This is a genomic window from Vibrio sp. GJ43-1 (genome assembly GCF_055808835.1).
The window spans coordinates 1,036,000-1,057,405 of the sequence record NZ_CM147884.1 but is presented as its reverse complement, the minus strand read 5'-3'; the positions used below and the strand labels follow the sequence as shown (position 1 = coordinate 1,057,405).

The window sequence follows — 21,406 nt, the reverse complement described above, 5'->3', positions numbered from 1 at the left end:
CATGGGTTTTAAATGTGGCATCGTTGGATTGCCAAACGTTGGCAAATCAACTCTGTTCAACGCACTAACAAAAGCAGGAATTGAAGCAGCAAACTTCCCGTTCTGTACTATCGAACCAAATACTGGCATCGTTCCTGTTCCAGATTTGCGTCTAGACGCACTGGCTAAAATTGTTAATCCGCAAAAGATCTTGCCGACAACAATGGAATTCGTTGACATCGCTGGGCTTGTAGCTGGTGCTTCTAAAGGTGAAGGCCTAGGTAACAAATTCCTAGCTAACATCCGCGAAACTGACGCGATTGGTCACGTTGTTCGTTGTTTTGAAAACGACAACATTGTGCACGTTGCTGGTAAAGTATCGCCAATTGAAGATATTGAAGTGATCAACTTAGAATTGGCTCTTGCCGATTTAGACAGTTGTGAGCGTGCAATACAACGCAATGCTAAAAAAGCAAAAGGCGGCGATAAAGACGCTAAATTTGAAATAACTGTACTAGAAAAGCTGCTTCCGACCCTAACTGAAGGTGGCATGGCTCGTACGGTTGAACTAGCAAAAGAAGAACTTGCCGCGATTGGCTATTTGAACTTCCTTACGCTTAAGCCAACCATGTACATCGCCAACGTTAACGAAGATGGTTTTGAAGATAATCCGTATCTTGATGCGGTTCGTGAATTCGCAGCCAATGAAAATAACGTTGTTGTTGCTGTTTGTGCCGCGATTGAATCTGAACTATCTGAACTTGATGACGAAGATCGTGAAGAGTTCCTAGCGGACATGGGAATCGAAGAGCCGGGCCTAAACCGCGTTATTCGTTCTGGTTATGATCTACTTGCTCTACAAACTTACTTCACCGCTGGTGTTAAAGAAGTACGAGCATGGACAATTCCAATTGGCGCGACGGCTCCACAGTCTGCGGGTAAAATCCACACCGACTTCGAGAAAGGCTTCATTCGAGCTGAAGTGGTTGGTTACAATGATTTTATCGAGTTTAGCGGTGAATCTGGTGCTAAAGACGCCGATAAATGGCGTCTAGAAGGTAAAGATTACATCGTAAAAGATGGTGATGTGATTCACTTTAGATTCAACGTCTAACAAAGCAAGCTTTGTTTTGTATAAAAAGCCAGCACTCGCTGGCTTTTTTTGTTTTTACTCACACAAAGACACATTGTTTATTAGAGCGAAAGGCTAATGCTAGCATCGAATAGCTGGTATTTTATTATCAGTTTTTGATCACAAACAGCGCTATTTGTTTAAAAAAAACCCGAACGGCACTTTTTGGCTAATTTCTTCAAAAAAAAGTTGACGCATTTGTCTCAACTACGCATAATGCGCCCCGTTCTCAGCGATAAGGCAACTTACCGGAGAGAGCGGTAATTTAGAAAAAATGGCTACTTAGCTCAGTTGGTTAGAGCACATCACTCATAATGATGGGGTCGCAGGTTCAAATCCCGCAGTAGCCACCATTTCTAAATTCGCTTTTAAATAAGCACAAGATGCGGTCGTGGCGGAATTGGTAGACGCACCAGATTTAGGTTCTGGCGCCGAGAGGTGTGAGAGTTCAAGTCTCTCCGACCGCACCATTCTTTAGAAATAAAGAATCAAGTATGATGACTTTGAGTTTTAAGTACTCTAAACATCCTGTTGGGCTATCGCCAAGCGGTAAGGCACTGGCTTTTGATGCCAGCATTCCCTGGTTCGAATCCAGGTAGCCCAGCCAACATTTCGTTTTATTGGAAGACATTTTTGTCAAATTCAGTAGAACTAGAGATAAGTTTGTATTATATTGTCTCGCTCGCAAAACATGGCTACTTAGCTCAGTTGGTTAGAGCACATCACTCATAATGATGGGGTCGCAGGTTCAAATCCCGCAGTAGCCACCATACAACGTTACTTAGACTTACCAATGTCTTCTTAACTACATATTCTTCTCTAAGTGCTTACTTAGGTTGAAAAGCTTTGCTGCGGTCGTGGCGGAATTGGTAGACGCACCAGATTTAGGTTCTGGCGCCGAGAGGTGTGAGAGTTCAAGTCTCTCCGACCGCACCATTATTTCTTAATGTGTTATTTAATTAACTCAATTAAGAACGTGTGATTGACACTGAAACAATCCTGTTGGGCTATCGCCAAGCGGTAAGGCACTGGCTTTTGATGCCAGCATTCCCTGGTTCGAATCCAGGTAGCCCAGCCATTACAACGTTATTGAGACTTACCAATGTCTTCTTAACTATATATTCTTCTCTAAGTGTTTACTTAGGTTGAAAAGCTTTGCTGCGGTCGTGGCGGAATTGGTAGACGCACCAGATTTAGGTTCTGGCGCCGAGAGGTGTGAGAGTTCAAGTCTCTCCGACCGCACCATTATTTCTTAATGTGTTATTCAATTAACCCAATTAAGAACGTGTGATTGACACTGAAACAATCCTGTTGGGCTATCGCCAAGCGGTAAGGCACTGGCTTTTGATGCCAGCATTCCCTGGTTCGAATCCAGGTAGCCCAGCCATTACAACGTTATTGAGACTTACCAATGTCTTCTTAACTATATATTCTTCTCTAAGTGTTTACTTAGGTTGAAAAGCTTTGCTGCGGTCGTGGCGGAATTGGTAGACGCACCAGATTTAGGTTCTGGCGCCGAGAGGTGTGAGAGTTCAAGTCTCTCCGACCGCACCATTATTTCTTAATGTGTTATTCAATTAACCCAATTAAGAACGTGTGATTGACACTGAAACAATCCTGTTGGGCTATCGCCAAGCGGTAAGGCACTGGCTTTTGATGCCAGCATTCCCTGGTTCGAATCCAGGTAGCCCAGCCATTACAACGTTATTGAGACTTACCAATGTCTTCTTAACTATATATTCTTCTCTAAGTGTTTACTTAGGTTGAAAAGCTTTGCTGCGGTCGTGGCGGAATTGGTAGACGCACCAGATTTAGGTTCTGGCGCCGAGAGGTGTGAGAGTTCAAGTCTCTCCGACCGCACCATTATTAGAAATAATATTTAGTTATTATTTTCTGGCTACTTAGCTCAGTTGGTTAGAGCACATCACTCATAATGATGGGGTCGCAGGTTCAAATCCCGCAGTAGCCACCATACAACGTTACTTAGACTTACCAATGTCTTCTTAACTACATATTCTTCTCTAAGTGCTTACTTAGGTTGAAAAGCTTTGCTGCGGTCGTGGCGGAATTGGTAGACGCACCAGATTTAGGTTCTGGCGCCGAGAGGTGTGAGAGTTCAAGTCTCTCCGACCGCACCATTATTTCTTAATGTGTTATTTAATTAACTCAATTAAGAACGTGTGATTGACACTGAAACAATCCTGTTGGGCTATCGCCAAGCGGTAAGGCACTGGCTTTTGATGCCAGCATTCCCTGGTTCGAATCCAGGTAGCCCAGCCATTACAACGTTATTGAGACTTACCAATGTCTTCTTAACTATATATTCTTCTCTAAGTGCTTACTTAGGTTGAAAAGCTTTGCTGCGGTCGTGGCGGAATTGGTAGACGCACCAGATTTAGGTTCTGGCGCCGAGAGGTGTGAGAGTTCAAGTCTCTCCGACCGCACCATTATTAAGAAAGCTCGTCATATGACGGGCTTTTTTTCGCTTGAGTTTTCGTATGAACGTCTATTCCTTGAAAAAGTAGATTAATTAAAGCTTTGCTGTCCCTCACAAAAATAAAACGTCCCCCTATCCTCTTAAATAGCCTTACAACACTCTAGAACAACGAATCACTCATAGAAGTACTACCATGTCACCAACTTCGCTTTCGTTATGCATAGGGCAATATAGCGATGACGCATATTCTGGGTTTAGCCATATCGCATTTAACCTTGAAACTATGGCGCTCACATCGCAGCACAACGTTTCTGGTATTAATAACCCTTCTTATCTCGCACACACTGATCGCGGCTGGTACGCCATCTCTGAGCAATCTCAGCAAGAAGGCGCCGCACTGTACTTTCTACGTGATCCTTTTAAAGAGGTCTGTAGACAACCTCTCGAGGGTGACCACCCTTGCCACGTGGCTATTTCTGAGTGTCAAACCCGGCTCGGCGTTGCGCATTACGGTTCAGGCAGCTTTGAGGTGTATACATTAGCACCCACAGGGGAGATCCGTCAGCGGCAAGCTCGGTTTCAGAATGAAGGGCAAGGGCACCACTCGACTCGACAACGCGGCCCGCATGGCCATCAAATCGTATTCGTGCCTCAGTCTAATCAAGTCATGACGGTCGATCTTGGATTGGATACGCTGAATTTTTACCAACTTAACAAGGATTCCGTCACCCAACAGCAAACCCTTAAGCTTCCTGCGGGCAGTGGTCCCAGGCATGCCGTTTTCAGCAACGATGGACAGTTCGGTTTTATTCTATGTGAGCTCGATGAAACACTAGGCGTTATTGAAAAGCAAACCAATGGGCGATGGCAACTAACAAGCATCCAGCCCGCCTTTCCGACACACAGTAAAGGCGAAGCAGCTGGCGCCATCAAACTTTCTAGCGACCAGCGCTATATCTATTTATCAGGAAGGCATCAATCAATCATTAGTTGGTTTGATATCACCTCGCCAAACTCACCCAACTATCAAGGATTCGTTGAGACTGCGGGCTCCTTTCCCAGAGATATCACCCTATCAAAAGATGGTCATTGGTTGGTCGTGGCAAACCAAAACTCAAATAACCTTGTCCTCTTTAGTGTTGATAAAAAAACAGGCCAACCAACGTTAGCAAAAGTCATGCTAACGTTGCCTAAACCTGTTTGTGTGGTATTTGACTAGCGCTGACGCCATAACGTCGACGCAATCCTATAATTCAGGTCTTTTATTTCAGCCCCATAGCGTAACGTAAGATTTGCGTTTTAATGGGGCCTGAGTGCTCAGCCAGCTTTAACATGGCATTACGTGCCACTTGCACAGGGCTCAAAGTGTTACTAAATCCTTTATAAAAGACATCCATACCCGTTTGCATTAATAAATTATCAGGGCGACGATGAACTTCATAACGACGCAGTACCGGGTCTATTGACGAGTTGTTACCAGTGAGCTGCAATAACGCGCTGACATCTTTAAAACCAAGGTTGACTCCCTGCCCAGCTAAGGGGTTGATGGTATGCGCGGCATCACCAACTAAAACACATCGATGCTTAGAGTACTGTTGAGCATGGCGTCGTGTCAGTGGGAATGAGCCATGTTCTAAGACTCTAATCGGTCCTAACTCTGCAGGAAAACAGTGCTGAATTTCATTCTCCAACTGCTTAAATGTCATGGCTTTTAATTGCTTGATGCGTTTTGGGGCGTCGTACCACACCAAAGAGCCTTGATGCCCACAAAGCGGTAAAAATGAACGAGGACCAGAAGGGGTAAACCATTGCCAAGTAATATCTTGCTGCGGTAATTCAGTTTCCACATTAATCAACATGCATTCTTGTCGATAGTCCCAAGCCGTGACACCAATACCAGCCGCTTGACGCACCTTTGAGTTTGCACCATCGGCACCAATGACCAACGACGCGTGTAGTTGCCTACCCGACTCTAGATTCAACGTATTCCCCTCTTCGCCGAGGGTAATATTCGCCAACCCATCTGAATCAATCACCGTCAAATTCTCGTAGTGGAAGAATTGCGCCCACAACCCCAGCTGAATAACTCTATTCTCAACGATATAGCCCAATTGCTCTGCACCTAACGTGTCAGCGTTAAAGCGCAGGCGACAAGATTCAGCCTCCCAAGTCTCTAAACGCGCGTAAGGGCAGATTCGCATGGCGGCAATATCATCCCATGCACCGAGCTCTTCTAAGAGTGCAATGGAGTGAGGAGAAATAGCAGACACTCTCAAATCCATCGGTTGAGAAAGGTGAAACGGCTTAGGTTCGAATTTTTCAACGACGGCGACGGAACGTCCTTGCTTTGCAAAACCAATGGCGACGGCTGCGCCGACCATTCCACCACCAACGACTACGATTTCAAACTGTTCCATTGTTCCACTGCTACCCTGAATTCTGACGTATTTTTATTGTACGTATGGAACCTGCAAAGGGCGAGTAATTTTCATCAAATTTCCTTACACATTAAGAGGCTACTTTCTCTTCACAGCTGTGGTGCCATAAGCGTTCAAAGAGTTTTTGCCCTACCACTAGTCAGGCGGTTTTTAAAGCAGTACAATACGCCGCTTAGCGCCGTGATGGCGGCTATAATTTGAACAATAGTTCTACGGAATTTAAATAACTGACGAGCGAAAGTGATGAGTAAGAAACTGCTAATTAAAACCTGGGGCTGCCAGATGAACGAATACGATTCATCAAAAATGGCCGACCTGCTTAATGCTGCTAACGGCTACGAGCTGACAGAAGTGCCAGAGGAAGCAGATGTACTACTATTGAACACCTGTTCGATCCGTGAAAAAGCACAAGAAAAAGTCTTCCACCAACTCGGTCGTTGGAAGACACTGAAAGATAAAAAAGAAGGCGTCGTTATTGGTGTAGGCGGTTGTGTAGCGACACAAGAAGGCGATCATATTCGTCAGCGTGCTCCATTTGTTGATGTGATTTTTGGCCCTCAAACCCTTCACCGCTTGCCAGAAATGATTCGCCAATCTCAAAGCAACGAAGCGCCTGTTATGGATATTTCGTTCCCAGAGATCGAAAAATTCGACAATCTACCAGAGCCACGCGCGGAAGGCGCAACGGCGTTTGTTTCCATTATGGAAGGTTGTTCAAAGTACTGCACGTACTGCGTGGTACCTTATACTCGTGGCGAAGAAGTCAGCCGTCCAATGGACGACGTATTATTTGAAATCGCACAACTTGCCGAGCAAGGGGTTCGTGAAGTCAACCTTCTTGGTCAAAATGTTAACGCTTACCGCGGACCTATGCACGACGGTGAAATTTGCTCATTTGCTGATCTTTTACGCTTAGTTGCATCTATTGATGGTATCGACCGTATTCGCTTTACCACTAGCCATCCCCTTGAGTTTACAGACGACATCATTGCGGTGTATGAAGACACTCCTGAATTGGTTAGCTTCTTACATTTACATGGTACAAAGTGGCTCGGATCGCATCTTGACGATGATGAAGCGCCCTCACACCGCGATTGAATATAAATCGATCATTCGCAAACTAAGAAAGGCGCGTCCTGATATTCAAATCAGTTCAGATTTCATTGTCGGCTTCCCTGGCGAAACTGACAAAGACTTCCAAGACACAATGAAACTGATTAAAGACGTGGATTTTGATATGAGCTTTAGCTTTGTCTTCTCACCACGCCCGGGGACACCTGCAGCGGATTATCCGTGTGATACACCAGAGCAAGAGAAGAAAGAGCGTCTATACGAACTGCAACAGACTGTGAACGCTCAAGCTATGCGTTACTCACGCCTGATGCTGGATACTGAGCAACGAATTTTAGTAGAAGGCCCTTCGAAGAAAAACCTGATGGAGCTTCGTGGTCGTACAGAAAACAGCCGTGTCGTGAACTTTGAAGGTAGCGCTGACCTGATTGGTCAATTCGTTGATGTAAAAATTGTCGATGTATTCGCGAACTCGCTTCGCGGTGAGCTACTTCGTACCGAAAAAGACATCGATCTTCGTGTTGTGACGTCGCCAACAGAAATGATGGAAAAAACTCGTCGCGAAGATGAGCTAGGTGTGGCAACCTTTACGCCTTAGCACCTAATGAGGAGCCCGGTCGCAATCGGGCTCCATACATCGCCCATAGGGCATAATGTGAGGCTACATTGAGTAATAAAATAGTCACTTTAGAGATCAACCTAGAACCCTCTGATAACCGCCGCCTGTCTAGCCTATGCGGACCTTTCGATGACAACATTAAACATTTAGAGCGTCGTTTAGGCGTTGAAATCAATCATCGAAGCAACTTCTTTACTATCGTCGGTCAGCCGCACACTAGCGCTGCAGCGCTGGAGATTATCAAGTCACTTTATGTCGATACCGCGCCTGTTCGTGGACAATTTCCAGATATCGAGCCAGAGCAAATCCACCTCGCCGTTAAAGAGTCCGGAATACTGGAACAAAGTGCTGAGTCAGACATTGCTCACGGTAAAGAAGTCTTTATCAAAACCAAGAAAGGCATCATCAAGCCACGTACCCCCAACCAGGCACAATACCTTGTTAATATGGTGACACACGATATTAGTTTTGGAATAGGACCTGCCGGTACAGGTAAGACTTACCTCGCGGTTGCTGCGGCGGTTGATGCGCTAGAGCGTCAGGAAATTCGTCGGATTCTACTGACTCGCCCAGCCGTTGAAGCGGGCGAAAAACTGGGTTTTTTACCCGGTGATTTGAGCCAGAAAGTGGATCCATATCTGCGCCCACTCTACGATGCTTTATTTGAAATGTTAGGCTTTGAGCGTGTTGAAAAGCTGATAGAGCGCAACGTTATTGAGGTGGCCCCCCTCGCCTATATGCGTGGTCGTACACTTAACGATGCCTTCATTATTCTTGATGAAAGCCAAAACACCACCGTCGAACAAATGAAGATGTTCTTGACCCGGATTGGTTTTAACTCACGCGCGGTCATTACGGGTGACGTGACACAAATTGATTTACCTCGTGGGGCAAAATCAGGCCTTCGTCATGCGGTTGAAGTTCTCAATGACGTGGATGAAATCAGTTTTAATTTCTTCCAAGCGGATGATGTGGTCAGGCACCCCGTTGTCGCTCGTATCGTCAACGCTTATGAGAAGTGGGAATCGGCTGACCAAAAAGCGCGAAAAGAGATTGAACGCCGTCGTCGTGAAGAACACGAAGCAGCAAAACTTAACTCTGGGACTGATGTCAGTCCTCAATAACGCTTTAACAAGTTTTGATAAATAGGTAAATGATGAGCATTGAACTTGATCTCCAGTTGGCGGTCGAATCTGAAGAAGGGCTGCCTTCTCACGCGGAGTTTCAGCAATGGCTAGACAAAGCGATTATCCCGTTTCAAAAGGAAGCGGAGCTGACCATTAGAATCGTTGATGAAGCTGAAAGCCAACAACTCAACCACGATTATCGCGGGAAAGACAAATCCACCAATGTCTTGTCATTTCCATTTGAAGCGCCTCCTGGTATTGAAATGAATTTGCTTGGTGACCTGATTATTTGTCGCCAAGTCGTAGAAAAAGAAGCGAAAGAGCAGTCAAAAACCCTAACTGCACACTGGGCACATATGGTTGTACATGGCAGCCTTCATCTGCTAGGTTATGATCATATTGATGACGAAGAAGCTGACGAAATGGAAGCTTTAGAGACCGAAATCATGCTAGATATGGGTTTTGAAGACCCGTATATAGCAGAGAAACAATAGAGGCTTTGCCTCTTCTTATGTGCGCTATCACACGTCTGATAGCATTCTGAATTGAGAAATCATGAACGAAGAGTCTTCTCCCTCTAACCCCGAGGGAAACAGTAAAAAATCTGAAGGTCCGAGTAGAAAGTCCTTCTTTGAGCGCCTAGGTCAAATATTTCAAGGTGAACCAAAAGATCGCCAAGAGCTTGTAGATGTCATTCGTGACTCTGAAGTCAATGACCTAATAGACCATGACACACGAGATATGCTTGAAGGTGTCATGGAAATTTCCGAAATGCGAGTACGCGATATCATGCTGCCTCGCTCACAAATGGTTACTATCGAACGTTCTGATGACTTCGATAAGCTGATTGGACTAATGATCGATGCACAGCATTCTCGTTACCCAGTGATCAGTGAAGATAAAGACCATGTGGAAGGTATTCTCTTAGCTAAGGACCTACTCCGTTACTTGGGCTCGAATAGCACCCCTTTTGACATTGAAGAAGTGATTCGCCCTGCCGTGGTCGTGCCAGAAAGTAAACGTGTTGATCGCTTACTTAAGGAATTCCGCGAGGAGCGCTATCACATGGCTATCGTCGTTGATGAATTTGGCGGAGTGTCTGGTCTCGTGACCATTGAAGACATCCTCGAAGAAATTGTTGGCGAAATCGAAGACGAATTTGATGATGATGACGAGCTAGACATCAGAAAGCTGAGCAAACACACCTTTGCCGTCAAAGCTCTCACGACCATCGAAGAGTTCAATGACACCTTTGGTTCAACCTTCAGCGATGAAGAAGTTGATACTGTTGGTGGCTTAATTATGACCGCATTCGGTCACTTACCTGTTAGAGGGGAAGTGGTCGAAATAGAAAACTATACCTTTAAAGTGACAGCGGCGGATAATCGTCGAGTGGTACAAGTTCAAGTGACCATTCCCGATCTAGAAGCAGCATCGAGTGTCGAAGAATAACGATACCCAATGTTCCATAGGTTAAGTGAGACCACCATTAAATGAAGAATTATCTTCGCCTATTGCGGCCCATTGGGGCCGCTTTTGTTGGCGCCAGTACAACCCTAGCCTTCGCTCCCTATCAACTGTGGCCACTTGCTCTGTTAAGCCCACTTATCTTATTGTTTCTACTGCAAGGACAAACCGCTCGGCGTGCGCTTTTTATTGGTTACGCCTGGGGTTTTGGCCAATTTGCGACAGGCATTAGTTGGGTTCACGTTAGTATTGATAGCTTTGGCGGTATGCCAAAGTTCGCCAGCGTACTCCTAATGGCGCTGCTAGTGGGTTATCTCTCCATCTATTCCGCCCTGTTTGCTTGGTCATTAAACCGTTTTTTCCCAAATGAGAATCGCACACGCTACCTACTTGCAGCCCCTGCACTGTGGCTAGTGTTTGACTGGGCTCGAGGCTGGGTAATGACAGGATTCCCTTGGTTATGGTTAGGTTACAGTCAAATTGACGGGCCGTTAGCCAGTTACGCACCGATGGGCGGCGTTGAGCTCATTACCCTACTCATTATCGTAACGTCAGCGAGCTTAGCTTACGCGATTCAAAGCAAACACTGGCTTATTACTGTTATTCCGTTAGTCATTTTTTCAGTTGGCTTCGGATTGCGTAATTATGACTGGGTCACACCGGATCCCACCCGGACCAAAAGCGTTGCGCTCATACAAGGCAACGTTGACCAAGCGCTAAAATGGCTACCTAGCCAACGCTGGCCGACGATTATGAAATACACCGACCTTAGCCGCGAGAACTGGGACGCTGATATCATTATCTGGCCTGAAGCGGCAATTCCCGCAATGGAATTTGAGCTGCCGTCGTTCCTCAGCAATTTAGACTCAGCGGCGAAAATGAACAATACCGCCATCATTATCGGTGTGATCAATAAGTCAGAGTCTGATGAATACTACAACAGTATTCTGGTTGTGGGACAAACCCCTTATGGGGACTATGAGCTTGACCTTGATGAGCGCTTTCACAAGCACCACTTACTGCCTTTTGGCGAGTTTGTTCCTTTTGAAGATCTTCTTCGTCCAATCGCTCCGTTTTTTAATTTACCTATGTCTTCGTTTAGTCGCGGGGCATATGTACAACCCAATATCGTTGCCAATGGCATGCATTTAGCAGCCAGCTTTATGTTATGAGATTATTTTTAACGAACAGGTTCGACAAAATGTGACACCAGAGACCGATTACTTGCTCACGTTATCTAACGATGCGTGGTTTGGTCGCTCTATTGGCCCGTTACAACATATGGAAATTGCTCGAATGCGAGCGCTAGAACTTGGAATACCATTAATACGGTCAACCAACAATGGCATTACGGCTGTCACCGATCATAACGGAAAAATTACTGCGCAAATCCCACAGTTTGAAACGGCAGTGTTGCGTACAGAAGTCACGCCGACAAACGGGACAACGTGGTACAGAGAGGCCGGAACATGGCCTCTTTACGGTTGGGTGTTGTTAAGTTTAGCGTGGGGACTTTACCTACGTAGGAAATAATGAATAGCGGCATAGCCTATGGAAATATTGCGTCATTGCAGTCAATGACAACACAATTTTCCCTTGGGCTATGCGCTTTATTTACTGGGCTTGCGCTAACAATTCAGGCTTTCCATACTTTCTTCCATAATATATAACTATTTAATTCTTCTCCCCCACCCAACAAAATCATATTCTTATCATGTAATCGCTGACCGATACGGTTAACTGAATGAAGGAACATATAATGAGCAAGATCTACGAAGACAACTCACTCACCATTGGTAACACTCCTCTGGTTCGCCTTAACAAAGTTAGTAATGGTAACGTTCTAGCTAAAGTTGAAGCTCGCAACCCTAGTTTCAGTGTTAAGTGTCGTATCGGCGCCAACATGATTTGGGAAGCAGAAAAAAATGGCAGGCTAAAAGCTGGCATTGAGCTTGTTGAACCCACCAGTGGTAATACAGGTATCGCGCTTGCTTTTGTTGCTGCTGCTCGTGGTTACAAACTGACACTTACAATGCCTGAATCAATGAGTTTGGAGCGTCGTAAGCTACTTAAAGCTCTAGGCGCAAACCTAGAACTGACTGAAGCAGCGAAAGGAATGAAAGGCGCAATTGCTAAAGCTGAAGAAATTGTTGCCTCAAATCCAGAGAAGTACCTACTTCTGCAACAATTCAACAACCCGGCAAACCCGGCTATCCATGAGAAAACAACGGGCCCAGAAATTTGGGACGCAACGGATGGTGAAATTGACGTCTTCGTTGCTGGTGTCGGCACTACGGCGGTACCATTACGGGTACAAGCCGCTATATCAAGGGCGAAAAAGGCAAAGCTATTATTTCTGTGGCAGTTGAGCCCGCAGAGTCTCCGGTCATTAGCCAAGCGCTGGCTGGCGAAGAAATCAAACCCGCTCCACACAAAATTCAAGGTATCGGTGCTGGTTTCATCCCAGAAAACCTCGATTTGGAAGTTATCGACCGTGTGGAACTTGTAACATCTGATGAAGCGATTGATATGGCTCGCCGTCTCATGGAAGAGGAAGGTATCCTTGCTGGTATCTCCTCAGGAGCGGCTGTAGTAGCGGCAAACAAACTAGCGGAACTCACTGAATTTAAAGGAAAAACAATAGTTACCGTATTACCAAGCTCGGGCGAACGCTACCTCAGTTCAGCATTGTTCGCAGGTATATTCACGGACAAAGAGATTCAGCAATAATATGTTGCCAAATCAAATTTTGCTTTAAAAAAGCCCCTTTATGGGGCTTTTTTGTTGAATCTCTGTCAGCCTTTGGTAATATCAGGTCAGTTTTATTTTAAGCTAAAAAATAAATAAGCAGTTTAAAGAATAGTCGTAGGATATGGAGACAGCGAAGACTGCAATCATAGCCTACAATTCAAGACCAATGCGGCGCTTAATGAATCATAACTTTAGTCCTATAGCAGGAATGAAAAAATGACGCTAAGCTTGGCTTTAGTTAAGAAAACAAACATAAAATAAATCAATTGGGGTATTAAAATGTACGAGAAGCAAGTAGAAATCACAGCAGAAAATGGTCTTCACACTCGTCCTGCAGCGCAGTTCGTTAAAGAAGCAAAATCTTTTGACGCAGACATCACTGTGACTTCTAACGGCAAAAGCGCTAGCGCAAAAAGCCTATTCAAACTACAGACTCTAGGTCTAGTTAAAGGTACTAACGTAACTATCTCTGCTGAAGGCCCACAGGCTCAACAAGCAGTAGACCACCTAGTTGCTCTAATGGACGAGCTTCACTAAGCAGCACTCTCCTAAAGCCATTTTGTCGAAAGCAAAGTGGCTTTATTGGAAATAGCGCTGACTATCAGCTACACATAAATGTAGCAACGTAAGTCACCCTTTCTTTATACATTTGACCACATTAAGGTAAAGCTATGATTTCAGGCATCCTAGCATCTCCTGGTATTGCGATCGGTAAAGCATTACTACTTCAAGAAGACGAAATTGTTCTTAACAAAGCAACCATCTCTGATGACCAAGTTGAAGCAGAAGTTCAGCGTTTCTTTGACGCTCGTAACAAATCATCAGCTCAGCTAGAAATTGTTAAGCAGAAGGCACTAGAAACTTTTGGTGAAGAAAAAGAAGCCATCTTCGAAGGCCACATCATGCTTCTTGAAGACGAAGAGCTCGAAGAAGAGATCTTAGCGCTCATCAAGAAAGACAAAATGTCTGCGGACCACGCAATCTACACCGTAATCGAAGAGCAAGCGTGTGCACTTGAATCTTTAGATGATGAATATCTAAAAGAGCGCGCAACGGATATCCGTGATATCGGTACTCGCTTTGTTAAAAATGCGCTTGGCATTAATATCGTGTCACTTAGCGACATCAATGAGCAAGTGCTTCTTGTTGCTTACGATCTAACGCCTTCTGAGACAGCGCAAATCAACCTAGATTATGTCCTTGGTTTTGCCTGTGACATCGGTGGCCGTACTTCGCACACCTCTATCATGGCTCGTTCACTTGAACTTCCTGCTATCGTTGGTACTAACGATATCACGAAGCAAGTCAAGAACGGCGACATGCTGATTCTCGATGCGATGAACAACAAGATCATCATCAATCCTTCTGAAGCAGAACTTGCTGAAGCAAAACAAGTCCGTGAGTCGTTCCTTGCTGAAAAAGAAGAACTTGCAAAACTTAAAGACCTACCAGCTGAAACTCTAGACGGACACCGTGTAGAAGTTTGTGGCAACATCGGTACCGTAAAAGACTGTGACGGTATCAACCGTAACGGCGGTGAAGGTGTAGGTCTGTATCGTACTGAATTCCTATTCATGGACCGCGATTCTCTTCCTACAGAAGAAGTACAATACCAAGCGTATAAAGAAGTTGCTGAAGCGATGAATGGCCACTCAATCATTATCCGTACTATGGATATTGGTGGCGATAAAGATCTTCCGTACATGGATCTTCCAAAAGAAATGAACCCATTCCTAGGCTGGCGTGCGGTTCGTATTAGCTTGGATCGTCGTGAAATTCTACGTGACCAAGTCCGCGGCATCCTACGTGCTTCTGCACACGGTAAGCTTCGCATTATGTTCCCGATGATTATTTCTGTTGAAGAAATCCGTGAACTTAAGAAAGCTATCGAAGAATACAAAGCGGAACTTCGCGCAGAAAACATCGCATTTGATGAAGATATTGAAATCGGTGTAATGGTAGAAACACCTGCTGCTGCAGCGATTGCTCACCACCTAGCGAAAGAAGTTTCCTTCTTTAGTATTGGTACTAACGACTTAACTCAGTATACTCTAGCAGTAGACCGTGGTAACGAGCTAATTTCTCACCTATACAACCCACTTTCACCAGCGGTATTAACCGTAATTAAGCAGGTGATCGACGCTTCGCATAAAGAAGGCAAGTGGACGGGTATGTGTGGCGAGCTTGCTGGCGACGAACGCGCGACGTTACTTCTACTAGGCATGGGCCTAGATGAGTTTAGTATGAGCGGTATTTCTATTCCTAAGGTTAAGAAAGTTATCCGTAACGCTAACTTCGCAGAAGTAAAAGCTATGGCGGATGAAGCGCTAGAAATGGCGACTGCTGCAGAAATTGAAGCGCACGTCGAAAAATTTATCGCAGAAAAGACAAACTGCTAATATAATTGAGCAGAATAAAATCAAACCTTTAGGAGCACAACATGGGTCTCTTTGACAAACTGAAGAAGCTAGTATCTGACGACAGCGCTGACGCTGGTGCAATCGAAATCATCGCACCACTATCTGGTGAGATCGTAAACATCGAAGACGTGCCAGATGTCGTTTTTGCTGAGAAAATCGTTGGTGATGGTATTGCTATCAAACCAGCTGGCGACAAAATGGTCGCTCCTGTAAACGGTACTATCGGTAAGATCTTCGAAACGAACCACGCGTTCTCTATCGAATCTGACGATGGCATCGAGCTATTTGTTCACTTTGGTATCGACACTGTTGAGCTAAAAGGTGAAGGCTTTAAGCGTATCGCTGAAGAAGGTCAAACTGTTAAAGCAGGCGACACTGTCATCGAATTCGATCTAGCACTTCTTGAAGAAAAAGCTAAATCTACGCTGACTCCAGTTGTTATCTCTAACATGGACGAAATCAAAGAGCTGAACAAGCTATCTGGTTCTGTTACTGTTGGTGAAACACCAGTACTACGCGTAACTAAATAATTAGTCACTAATTTATTAGATACGTCGAAAAAAACGCAGCCATTGGCTGCGTTTTTTTAACTCTAAAATTCGTCCGACTAAAGCTTAATCGAGCAAAGCTCATCCCCCGCGAACGTTCTGACACTTAATGTATCATTTTCAAAATAGCCGAAACTCGCCGAATAGCCATCTCTTGGAAAAGTAATTGAGCCGGGATTAAAAATCACTTGTTCCCCGTCCCATTGAGCGACAGGGATATGCGTATGCCCATGAACAATGACATCCCCCTTTTTAAGCTTGGGACGCTTAGCTGCATTATATAAATGCCCATGCGTTAAAAATAAACGCTTACCCGATGGCAATAGCACCCATGCGTAATCCGCCATCATAGGAAAGTGAAGTAACATTTGGTCTACCTCACTATCACAGTTTCCTCTCACGGCAATAATTTCAGATTGGAAATCATTGAGCAATGCGGCGACTTCTGGTGGATTGTAACTCTCTGGAACCGGGTTCCTCGGGCCATGGTTGAGTACATCGCCTAGAATGACAAGGTGATCTGCTCCCGATTGACGGTATGCTTCTAATACTTGTTGCGTCGCACTCACGCTACCATGTAGGTCTGATGCAAAGAATAATTTCACGGATTTACCTCCAACTCACGTTATGAGGCTATTGTAACTCAGTTTTGCCGCTATTCCTCACGTGCCATGCCATTCACCACAATATTGTTATAGCTGACCATACCAATAATCTTACCGTCTTCGATAACCGGAGCCCGACTAATGCCAAAGCGTTCAAAGAGGCGAGCACAGTACTTCACATTCATGTTTGGGTCGACTGACAAAGCAGGCTTGGTCATGATCTCGTAGATGTTCGTCCGATGAGAAGAACGATTTTGCGCCAGTACTTTCTTAGCAATATCATTCATCAGTACAATGCCATATTCATCATCATCATGACGCTTACTCACCACCAACGCCTTTACTTGGTGCTCTTTTGCTAACACAATACCTTCGTGAACGGTTTTTAACCCATCGACCATCACATAGGTATTCGCCATGACATCACGAACGTATATTTTTTGTTGTGAACTCATAATTCATCCTCAACCACTTTGGTTAACGTTTCCATTTGGTGAGCGACACCCACGGCATCTTCAATATCAATTTGAATCGCGATACCCTGCCCTGAGGTTTGATCAAACTCCCCTACTTCACTAATTGTTTCCAGTATTTGTCTCGACAAATGCTCCTCAACCACAAACAGTAATACATCTTTTTGCACCTCTAACGTCAGACCGAAAAAGGTGCGTTTCTTATTTAAACCTTCGCCTCTAGCGTTGTTGATCACCGTTGCTCCGGTCGCACCAGCTTCCCTTGCTGCATCGAGCACTACGTCTGTTTTGCTGTCCTCAACAAACGCAAGCAGTAACTTAAAGCGCATTATCATTCTCCTTTTCGATCGAGCCAACCGTGTTCGCATGTTGATTCAACCAGTGAGTAATTTGTGCATAGGCCATGACAGAAATAATGGGAAACAGACTCGCGAATGCGATCAACCCGAAGCCATCAATCATAGGGTTTCTTCCCGGTACGGTTGAAGCGAGCCCTAAGCCTAATGCGGTCACCAAAGGTACGGTTACCGTTGATGTTGTTACCCCCCTGAGTCATAAGCAAGAGGGACGATCAATTTTGGCGCGTAGAATGTTTGTATCACCACTAGAATGTAACCTGCGATGATGTAGTAATGGATAGGGTCTCCCACCACAATTCTATAGCTACCTAAAGAAATGCCTATTGCCACCCCCAGCGCGACTGAGATTCTCAGGCCATTAACCGAAATGGAGCCTGCCGACACTTGGTTGGCTTTTATCGCAACAGCAAGTAAAGAGGGCTCTGCTATCGTGGTACTAAAACCGATACAAAACGCAAAAAGATACACCCAATAATAATCAAACCACTCTAGCGAGTGACCGATCGATAGCTTTACATCAATAAGAAAGTCGGGGGCTGTGAGTTGCATTGCCATCGTTTCCCCAAGCGGAAAAAGCGCTTTTTCTAAGCCGATAAGAAATAAACTTAAGCCAACAATCACGTAGACAAAGCCGACAGCTACGCGCAGTGGATGAGCAATCGGTTTTCTCAATACTGCAAACTGAAAACCAAAAATGATCACAATAATTGGGGTCACATCTCGGACCGTGAAAAATAAAGTTTGTAACAACTCTGAGATAAAACTCATGCCATCACCATCCCATAGACCATGACAAACATCATAGGTAGTAGCGATGCAAATGCGATTAATCCAAAGCCATCTAGCATGGGGTTTCGCCCCTTAATCGTACTCGCGAGCCCCACTCCCAGTGCGGTCACCAAGGGGACAGTAATGGTTGAAGTCGTGACGCCTCCAGAATCATACGCCACACCAATAATGTATTCTGGGGCAAACCCAGTTAACACTACAACACCTATGTAGCCACCAATAATTATCCAATGAATTGGCCAACCTTTGAGTATTCGAATAACGCCAAGAACAATCGCAAGCCCCACCGAAAAGGCAACCGATAGACGTAAGCCCATCGCATAGCTCTGCATTGATTCTTCGGTTAACGCTATCATGCCCCCTTCCGCAGCCACCTCTGCTGCTTCCGCGGAGACTGCTGTTAATGCGGGTTCAGCGATCGTCGTGCCAAACCCTAAACAAAATGCAAATAGCACTAACCAAAAAACACTGCCTTTTCTGGCAAAAGCCTGCGCCATGGATTCCCCAATAGGAAATAGCCCCATCTCGAGACCAAAAACAAAGAAAGTCAGTCCCAACACCACCAGAAACAAACCAAAAAGAATCGATAACACATTAGGAAGCGGCTCTTGGAGCACGACAAGTTGAAAGAAAAGCACCACAATGATAATGGGCATTAAATCTTTCAAACTGCTCAACATGGCATGTATGAGGGCTTTCATTCCTTGCACGTATTTCTCCCGTACCTCATATTGTCACTTTAGAATGGCAAAGAAATTTGTAAGAAGATGTGACAATTACAGCATCCATGCAACCTAACCAGAGTTACTTACCATTCTGTGATCTCCACCATTTAACCATGTTCGTTATTAGAGTTAGTCCATAACGCAATTTCATTGCTATATTTACGTAATGGCGTCAAATCATTTACCTATAGTCAAATTACCGACTCTGCTTACTTGGGGAACAAACGTCGCAACACATTGACGAAAAAGTAAAAGACTTAATGGTTAACAAGCAATTAAGGGAGCTCGAATGCATCTGTTAGTATTAGGTGGTACTGGATTTATCGGTAAAGAACTACTTAAACACCTCACCACACACACGGTTACCGTGATCAGTCGTGATATTGAAGCAGCGAAATCGACACTCCAGCATACCGATGTTGGAAACATTACTTACTTATCCACTCTCGATACTTTTGACGACCTCAACGCATTTGATGGTGTCATTAATCTTGCAGGAGAACCCATCGCGGATAAGCGCTGGAGCCAACATCAGAAAAAAATCATCTGCGATAGCCGTTGGAAAACCACTGAAACGATCGTCACTCTTATTCACGCAAGTACCGAACCACCCAGTGTTGTCATTAGCGGCTCTGCCGTGGGCTATTACGGCGACCAACAATCCCATCCTTTCGACGAAAGCTTACAGGTGCATCAAAACTCGTTTGCTCACAACGTGTGTGAGAAATGGGAAGCTATTGCAATGAGAGCGCAATCAGAGCGGACACGGGTTTGTCTATTACGCCATCGGTGTTGTATTGGGGGACAATGGCGGCGCACTACACAAAATGTTACTTCCATACAAACTAGGGCTTGGTGGCCCAATTGGTCATGGTAAGCAGTATCTACCATGGATCCATATCCTCGACATGGTAAGAGGTATCGTCACCTTACTCGACACCCCCCATGCACAAGGCCCTTACAATTTTTGCGCACCCCACGCGGTTTCTAACGCGTTATTTAGCCGAATATTAGCAAGAACCCTAAAACGCCCTCACTTGTTAATGACCCCTACATGGCTCATAAAAGTACTCATGGGAGAGTCATCATGCTTGTTACTAGACAGTGTCAGAGCAAAACCTAAACGCTTAACTGAAATAGGGTTTAACTTTTCTTTTCCCCATGTTGAGCCTGCTTTAAAGAATATTTTAATTAAAAGTCGATAACACTTGTCTCGACCTGCCTCTAGTCGCTATGGTTAGCTCTCTGAAGGACTAAGGCGTTAATGTTAAATGAAAAAGGCTATACTAATCACAGGTTGCTCCAGCGGTATTGGCTATACTGCCGCGCATGCACTCAATCAACGCGGCTATCATGTCATTGCATCATGTCGCTCCTCATCGGACGTAAAACGCCTGCAAAGCGAAGGGTTAACCTGTATTCAGCTGGATCTTACTGACACAAAGAGTATTCAACTTGGTGTGCAAAAGACCCTCGCACTTTGTGAAGGCAGATTGTATGGTTTATTCAATAATGGCGCCTATGGGCAACCGGGAGCATTAGAAGACCTTCCGACTGACGGACTCAGAGCTCAATTTGAGGCTAATTTCTTTGGTTGGCATGAACTAGTACGACTTATCTTACCGATTATGCGTCAGCAAAATGAAGGTCGTATCATTCAAAATAGTTCCGTTCTTGGTTTCGCTGCGATGAAATATCGTGGGGCCTATAACGCCTCTAAATTCGCACTGGAAGGATGGACAGACACATTGCGTTTAGAGCTACACTCATCCAACGTACGTATAGCCTTAATTGAACCCGGCCCTATCGAAACACAATTTCGAAGCAATGCTAAAATGGCTTTTCTTAAATGGATCAACGTCGAAGCTAGTATCCATAAAAACGAGTATCAAAAGCAGCTGCAGCGTCTTTCGGTCACAGAATCAAACAACCAATTTACGCTACCTCCAGAGTCCTGTTTGCCAGCATTGATTCATGCCCTTGAGTCCACGCGTCCTAAACTCAGATACCGAGTCACAACGCCGACAAAGATCTTTGCGATACTAAAAAGGCTACTACCGGGCAAGTGGCTTGACCCAATTTTGCGAAAAGCTGCATAGAATTCGCTCATTTGTAATTTTAATGTCACAAAGTATCGATATATTACTCAATATAGGCTCGCAGCAATCGGTTTTATTGCTACGACTTTCTAAAAAGGATCAATAACGATCCTACAACTTGCAGTGATTAATCTGGATACGACAACATGACGTTAAATCAGCTTAACTGGGTCGCTGTGGGGGTGACGCTCGCCTATTTTGTTTGGTTTTAACTCCCCCAAACAGCCGATACCGAAAACACCATAAACACCGTGCTGAAAAGCGCGGTGTTTTGGTTTCTGCACCACGCTTACTTTCTTTATAACCTTGAATTGCTTTACACCCTTGAATTTCTGCTCTTTCATACCAATCTTGCTTGTAGAACTAA

Annotated in this window: 15 protein-coding genes, 15 tRNA genes and 5 pseudogenes; 28 read left to right on the top strand and 7 right to left on the bottom strand. The window is 44.9% G+C overall.

The genetic code is table 11. The features are described from left to right. Position 1 precedes the first annotated feature (1 nt). The 17 genes from ychF (at position 2) to AC0L66_RS05050 (ending at position 4,767) form a co-directional block, all read left to right on the top strand. Entirely contained in the window at positions 2–1,093 is a 1,092-nt protein-coding gene (gene ychF / locus AC0L66_RS05130; protein WP_473568595.1) for a redox-regulated ATPase YchF, read from the top strand. A gap of 294 nt (positions 1,094–1,387) precedes the next feature. Next, positions 1,388–1,464: transfer RNA gene (locus AC0L66_RS05125), tRNA-Met, on the top strand. Between the two features lie 32 nt (positions 1,465–1,496). Further along, positions 1,497–1,581, top strand: a tRNA-Leu gene (locus tag AC0L66_RS05120). 62 nt (positions 1,582–1,643) lie between these two features. After that, positions 1,644–1,718 (top strand) — tRNA-Gln (locus AC0L66_RS05115). A gap of 86 nt (positions 1,719–1,804) precedes the next feature. Further along, positions 1,805–1,881: transfer RNA gene (locus AC0L66_RS05110), tRNA-Met, on the top strand. Between the two features lie 81 nt (positions 1,882–1,962). After that, positions 1,963–2,047 (top strand) — tRNA-Leu (locus AC0L66_RS05105). Between the two features lie 67 nt (positions 2,048–2,114). Beyond that, positions 2,115–2,189: transfer RNA gene (locus AC0L66_RS05100), tRNA-Gln, on the top strand. An 82-nt stretch (positions 2,190–2,271) separates the two neighbouring features. Next, positions 2,272–2,356, top strand: a tRNA-Leu gene (locus AC0L66_RS05095). Between the two features lie 67 nt (positions 2,357–2,423). Next, positions 2,424–2,498: transfer RNA gene (locus AC0L66_RS05090), tRNA-Gln, on the top strand. Positions 2,499–2,580: 82 nt separating this feature from the next. Then, positions 2,581–2,665, top strand: a tRNA-Leu gene (locus AC0L66_RS05085). 67 nt (positions 2,666–2,732) lie between these two features. Beyond that, positions 2,733–2,807 (top strand) — tRNA-Gln (locus tag AC0L66_RS05080). Positions 2,808–2,889: 82 nt separating this feature from the next. Next, positions 2,890–2,974, top strand: a tRNA-Leu gene (locus AC0L66_RS05075). 32 nt (positions 2,975–3,006) lie between these two features. Continuing rightward, positions 3,007–3,083, top strand: a tRNA-Met gene (locus AC0L66_RS05070). Positions 3,084–3,164: 81 nt separating this feature from the next. Beyond that, a tRNA-Leu gene (locus AC0L66_RS05065) sits at positions 3,165–3,249 on the top strand. Positions 3,250–3,316: 67 nt separating this feature from the next. Next, positions 3,317–3,391, top strand: a tRNA-Gln gene (locus tag AC0L66_RS05060). A gap of 82 nt (positions 3,392–3,473) precedes the next feature. After that, positions 3,474–3,558: transfer RNA gene (locus tag AC0L66_RS05055), tRNA-Leu, on the top strand. Positions 3,559–3,741: 183 nt separating this feature from the next. After that, on the top strand, positions 3,742–4,767 hold the full coding sequence (locus AC0L66_RS05050; RefSeq protein ID WP_473568594.1) for a lactonase family protein: 1,026 nt from the start codon (positions 3,742–3,744) through the stop codon (positions 4,765–4,767). Between the two features lie 43 nt (positions 4,768–4,810). Here the strand turns inward: AC0L66_RS05050 and AC0L66_RS05045 are convergent, their stop codons facing one another. After that, the gene (locus tag AC0L66_RS05045) at positions 4,811–5,965 is read right to left on the bottom strand and encodes a 2-octaprenyl-3-methyl-6-methoxy-1,4-benzoquinol hydroxylase (RefSeq protein ID WP_265674602.1); all 1,155 of its coding nucleotides are present in this window, start codon (positions 5,963–5,965) and stop codon (positions 4,811–4,813) included. A 264-nt stretch (positions 5,966–6,229) separates the two neighbouring features. Here AC0L66_RS05045 and miaB point away from each other — a divergent pair. The 9 genes and pseudogenes from miaB (at position 6,230) to crr (ending at position 15,971) form a co-directional block, all read left to right on the top strand. Next, positions 6,230–7,655, top strand: a pseudogene (gene miaB, locus AC0L66_RS05040) (tRNA (N6-isopentenyl adenosine(37)-C2)-methylthiotransferase MiaB). 68 nt (positions 7,656–7,723) lie between these two features. Then, positions 7,724–8,800: a PhoH family protein gene (locus AC0L66_RS05035; RefSeq protein WP_265674599.1), complete on the top strand. Its 1,077-nt coding sequence runs from the start codon at positions 7,724–7,726 to the stop codon at positions 8,798–8,800. Positions 8,801–8,832: 32 nt separating this feature from the next. Next, a complete protein-coding gene (gene ybeY, locus AC0L66_RS05030) occupies positions 8,833–9,297 on the top strand; it encodes an rRNA maturation RNase YbeY (RefSeq protein ID WP_265674597.1) in 465 nt (154 codons plus the stop codon). Between the two features lie 61 nt (positions 9,298–9,358). Then, a complete protein-coding gene (gene corC, locus AC0L66_RS05025) occupies positions 9,359–10,255 on the top strand; it encodes a CNNM family magnesium/cobalt transport protein CorC (protein WP_473568592.1) in 897 nt (298 codons plus the stop codon). Positions 10,256–10,296: 41 nt separating this feature from the next. Continuing rightward, positions 10,297–11,803, top strand: a pseudogene (lnt, locus tag AC0L66_RS05020) (apolipoprotein N-acyltransferase). Between the two features lie 226 nt (positions 11,804–12,029). Continuing rightward, positions 12,030–13,000, top strand: a pseudogene (cysK, locus tag AC0L66_RS05015) (cysteine synthase A). A gap of 300 nt (positions 13,001–13,300) precedes the next feature. After that, positions 13,301–13,558, top strand: a complete 258-nt coding sequence (locus AC0L66_RS05010) for an HPr family phosphocarrier protein (RefSeq protein ID WP_102470818.1) — start codon at positions 13,301–13,303, stop codon at positions 13,556–13,558. A 134-nt stretch (positions 13,559–13,692) separates the two neighbouring features. Then, entirely contained in the window at positions 13,693–15,420 is a 1,728-nt protein-coding gene (gene ptsI / locus AC0L66_RS05005) for a phosphoenolpyruvate-protein phosphotransferase PtsI (protein WP_265674589.1), read from the top strand. Between the two features lie 41 nt (positions 15,421–15,461). Next, the gene (gene crr, locus AC0L66_RS05000; RefSeq protein ID WP_250618487.1) at positions 15,462–15,971 is read left to right on the top strand and encodes a PTS glucose transporter subunit IIA; all 510 of its coding nucleotides are present in this window, start codon (positions 15,462–15,464) and stop codon (positions 15,969–15,971) included. 77 nt (positions 15,972–16,048) lie between these two features. Here crr and yfcE read toward each other — a convergent pair whose 3' ends face one another. The 5 genes and pseudogenes from yfcE to AC0L66_RS04975 form a co-directional block, all read right to left on the bottom strand. Next, positions 16,049–16,594 (bottom strand): phosphodiesterase, encoded by a 546-nt coding sequence (gene yfcE / locus AC0L66_RS04995; protein ID WP_473568591.1) that lies wholly within the window; start codon positions 16,592–16,594, stop codon positions 16,049–16,051. Positions 16,595–16,644: 50 nt separating this feature from the next. After that, positions 16,645–17,049, bottom strand: coding sequence for a CBS domain-containing protein (locus AC0L66_RS04990; RefSeq protein ID WP_265674587.1), 405 nt, complete (start codon positions 17,047–17,049; stop codon positions 16,645–16,647). Further along, positions 17,046–17,396 (bottom strand): P-II family nitrogen regulator, encoded by a 351-nt coding sequence (locus AC0L66_RS04985; RefSeq protein ID WP_265674586.1) that lies wholly within the window; start codon positions 17,394–17,396, stop codon positions 17,046–17,048. The genes AC0L66_RS04990 and AC0L66_RS04985 overlap by 4 nt, the downstream gene beginning before the upstream one ends. After that, positions 17,386–18,194: pseudogene (locus tag AC0L66_RS04980) on the bottom strand (DUF1538 domain-containing protein). Before AC0L66_RS04980 ends, AC0L66_RS04985 begins: the two are co-directional and overlap by 11 nt. Continuing rightward, positions 18,191–18,916 (bottom strand): DUF1538 domain-containing protein, encoded by a 726-nt coding sequence (locus AC0L66_RS04975; protein ID WP_279348245.1) that lies wholly within the window; start codon positions 18,914–18,916, stop codon positions 18,191–18,193. Before AC0L66_RS04975 ends, AC0L66_RS04980 begins: the two are co-directional and overlap by 4 nt. 313 nt (positions 18,917–19,229) lie before the next feature. On the opposite strand from AC0L66_RS04975, the pseudogene AC0L66_RS04970 reads away from it, so the two are divergent. Both AC0L66_RS04970 and AC0L66_RS04965 read left to right on the top strand, forming a co-directional pair. Continuing rightward, positions 19,230–20,145 (top strand): annotated as a pseudogene (locus tag AC0L66_RS04970) (TIGR01777 family oxidoreductase). 66 nt (positions 20,146–20,211) lie between these two features. Next, positions 20,212–21,039 carry an SDR family oxidoreductase gene (locus AC0L66_RS04965; RefSeq protein ID WP_265674582.1) on the top strand — a complete coding sequence of 276 codons (828 nt, stop codon included), beginning with the start codon at positions 20,212–20,214 and terminating at the stop codon, positions 21,037–21,039. 152 nt (positions 21,040–21,191) lie between these two features. Here the strand turns inward: AC0L66_RS04965 and AC0L66_RS04960 are convergent, their stop codons facing one another. Continuing rightward, positions 21,192–21,383 carry a hypothetical protein gene (locus AC0L66_RS04960; RefSeq protein WP_265674581.1) on the bottom strand — a complete coding sequence of 64 codons (192 nt, stop codon included), beginning with the start codon at positions 21,381–21,383 and terminating at the stop codon, positions 21,192–21,194. Between the last annotated feature and the right edge of the window lie 23 nt (positions 21,384–21,406).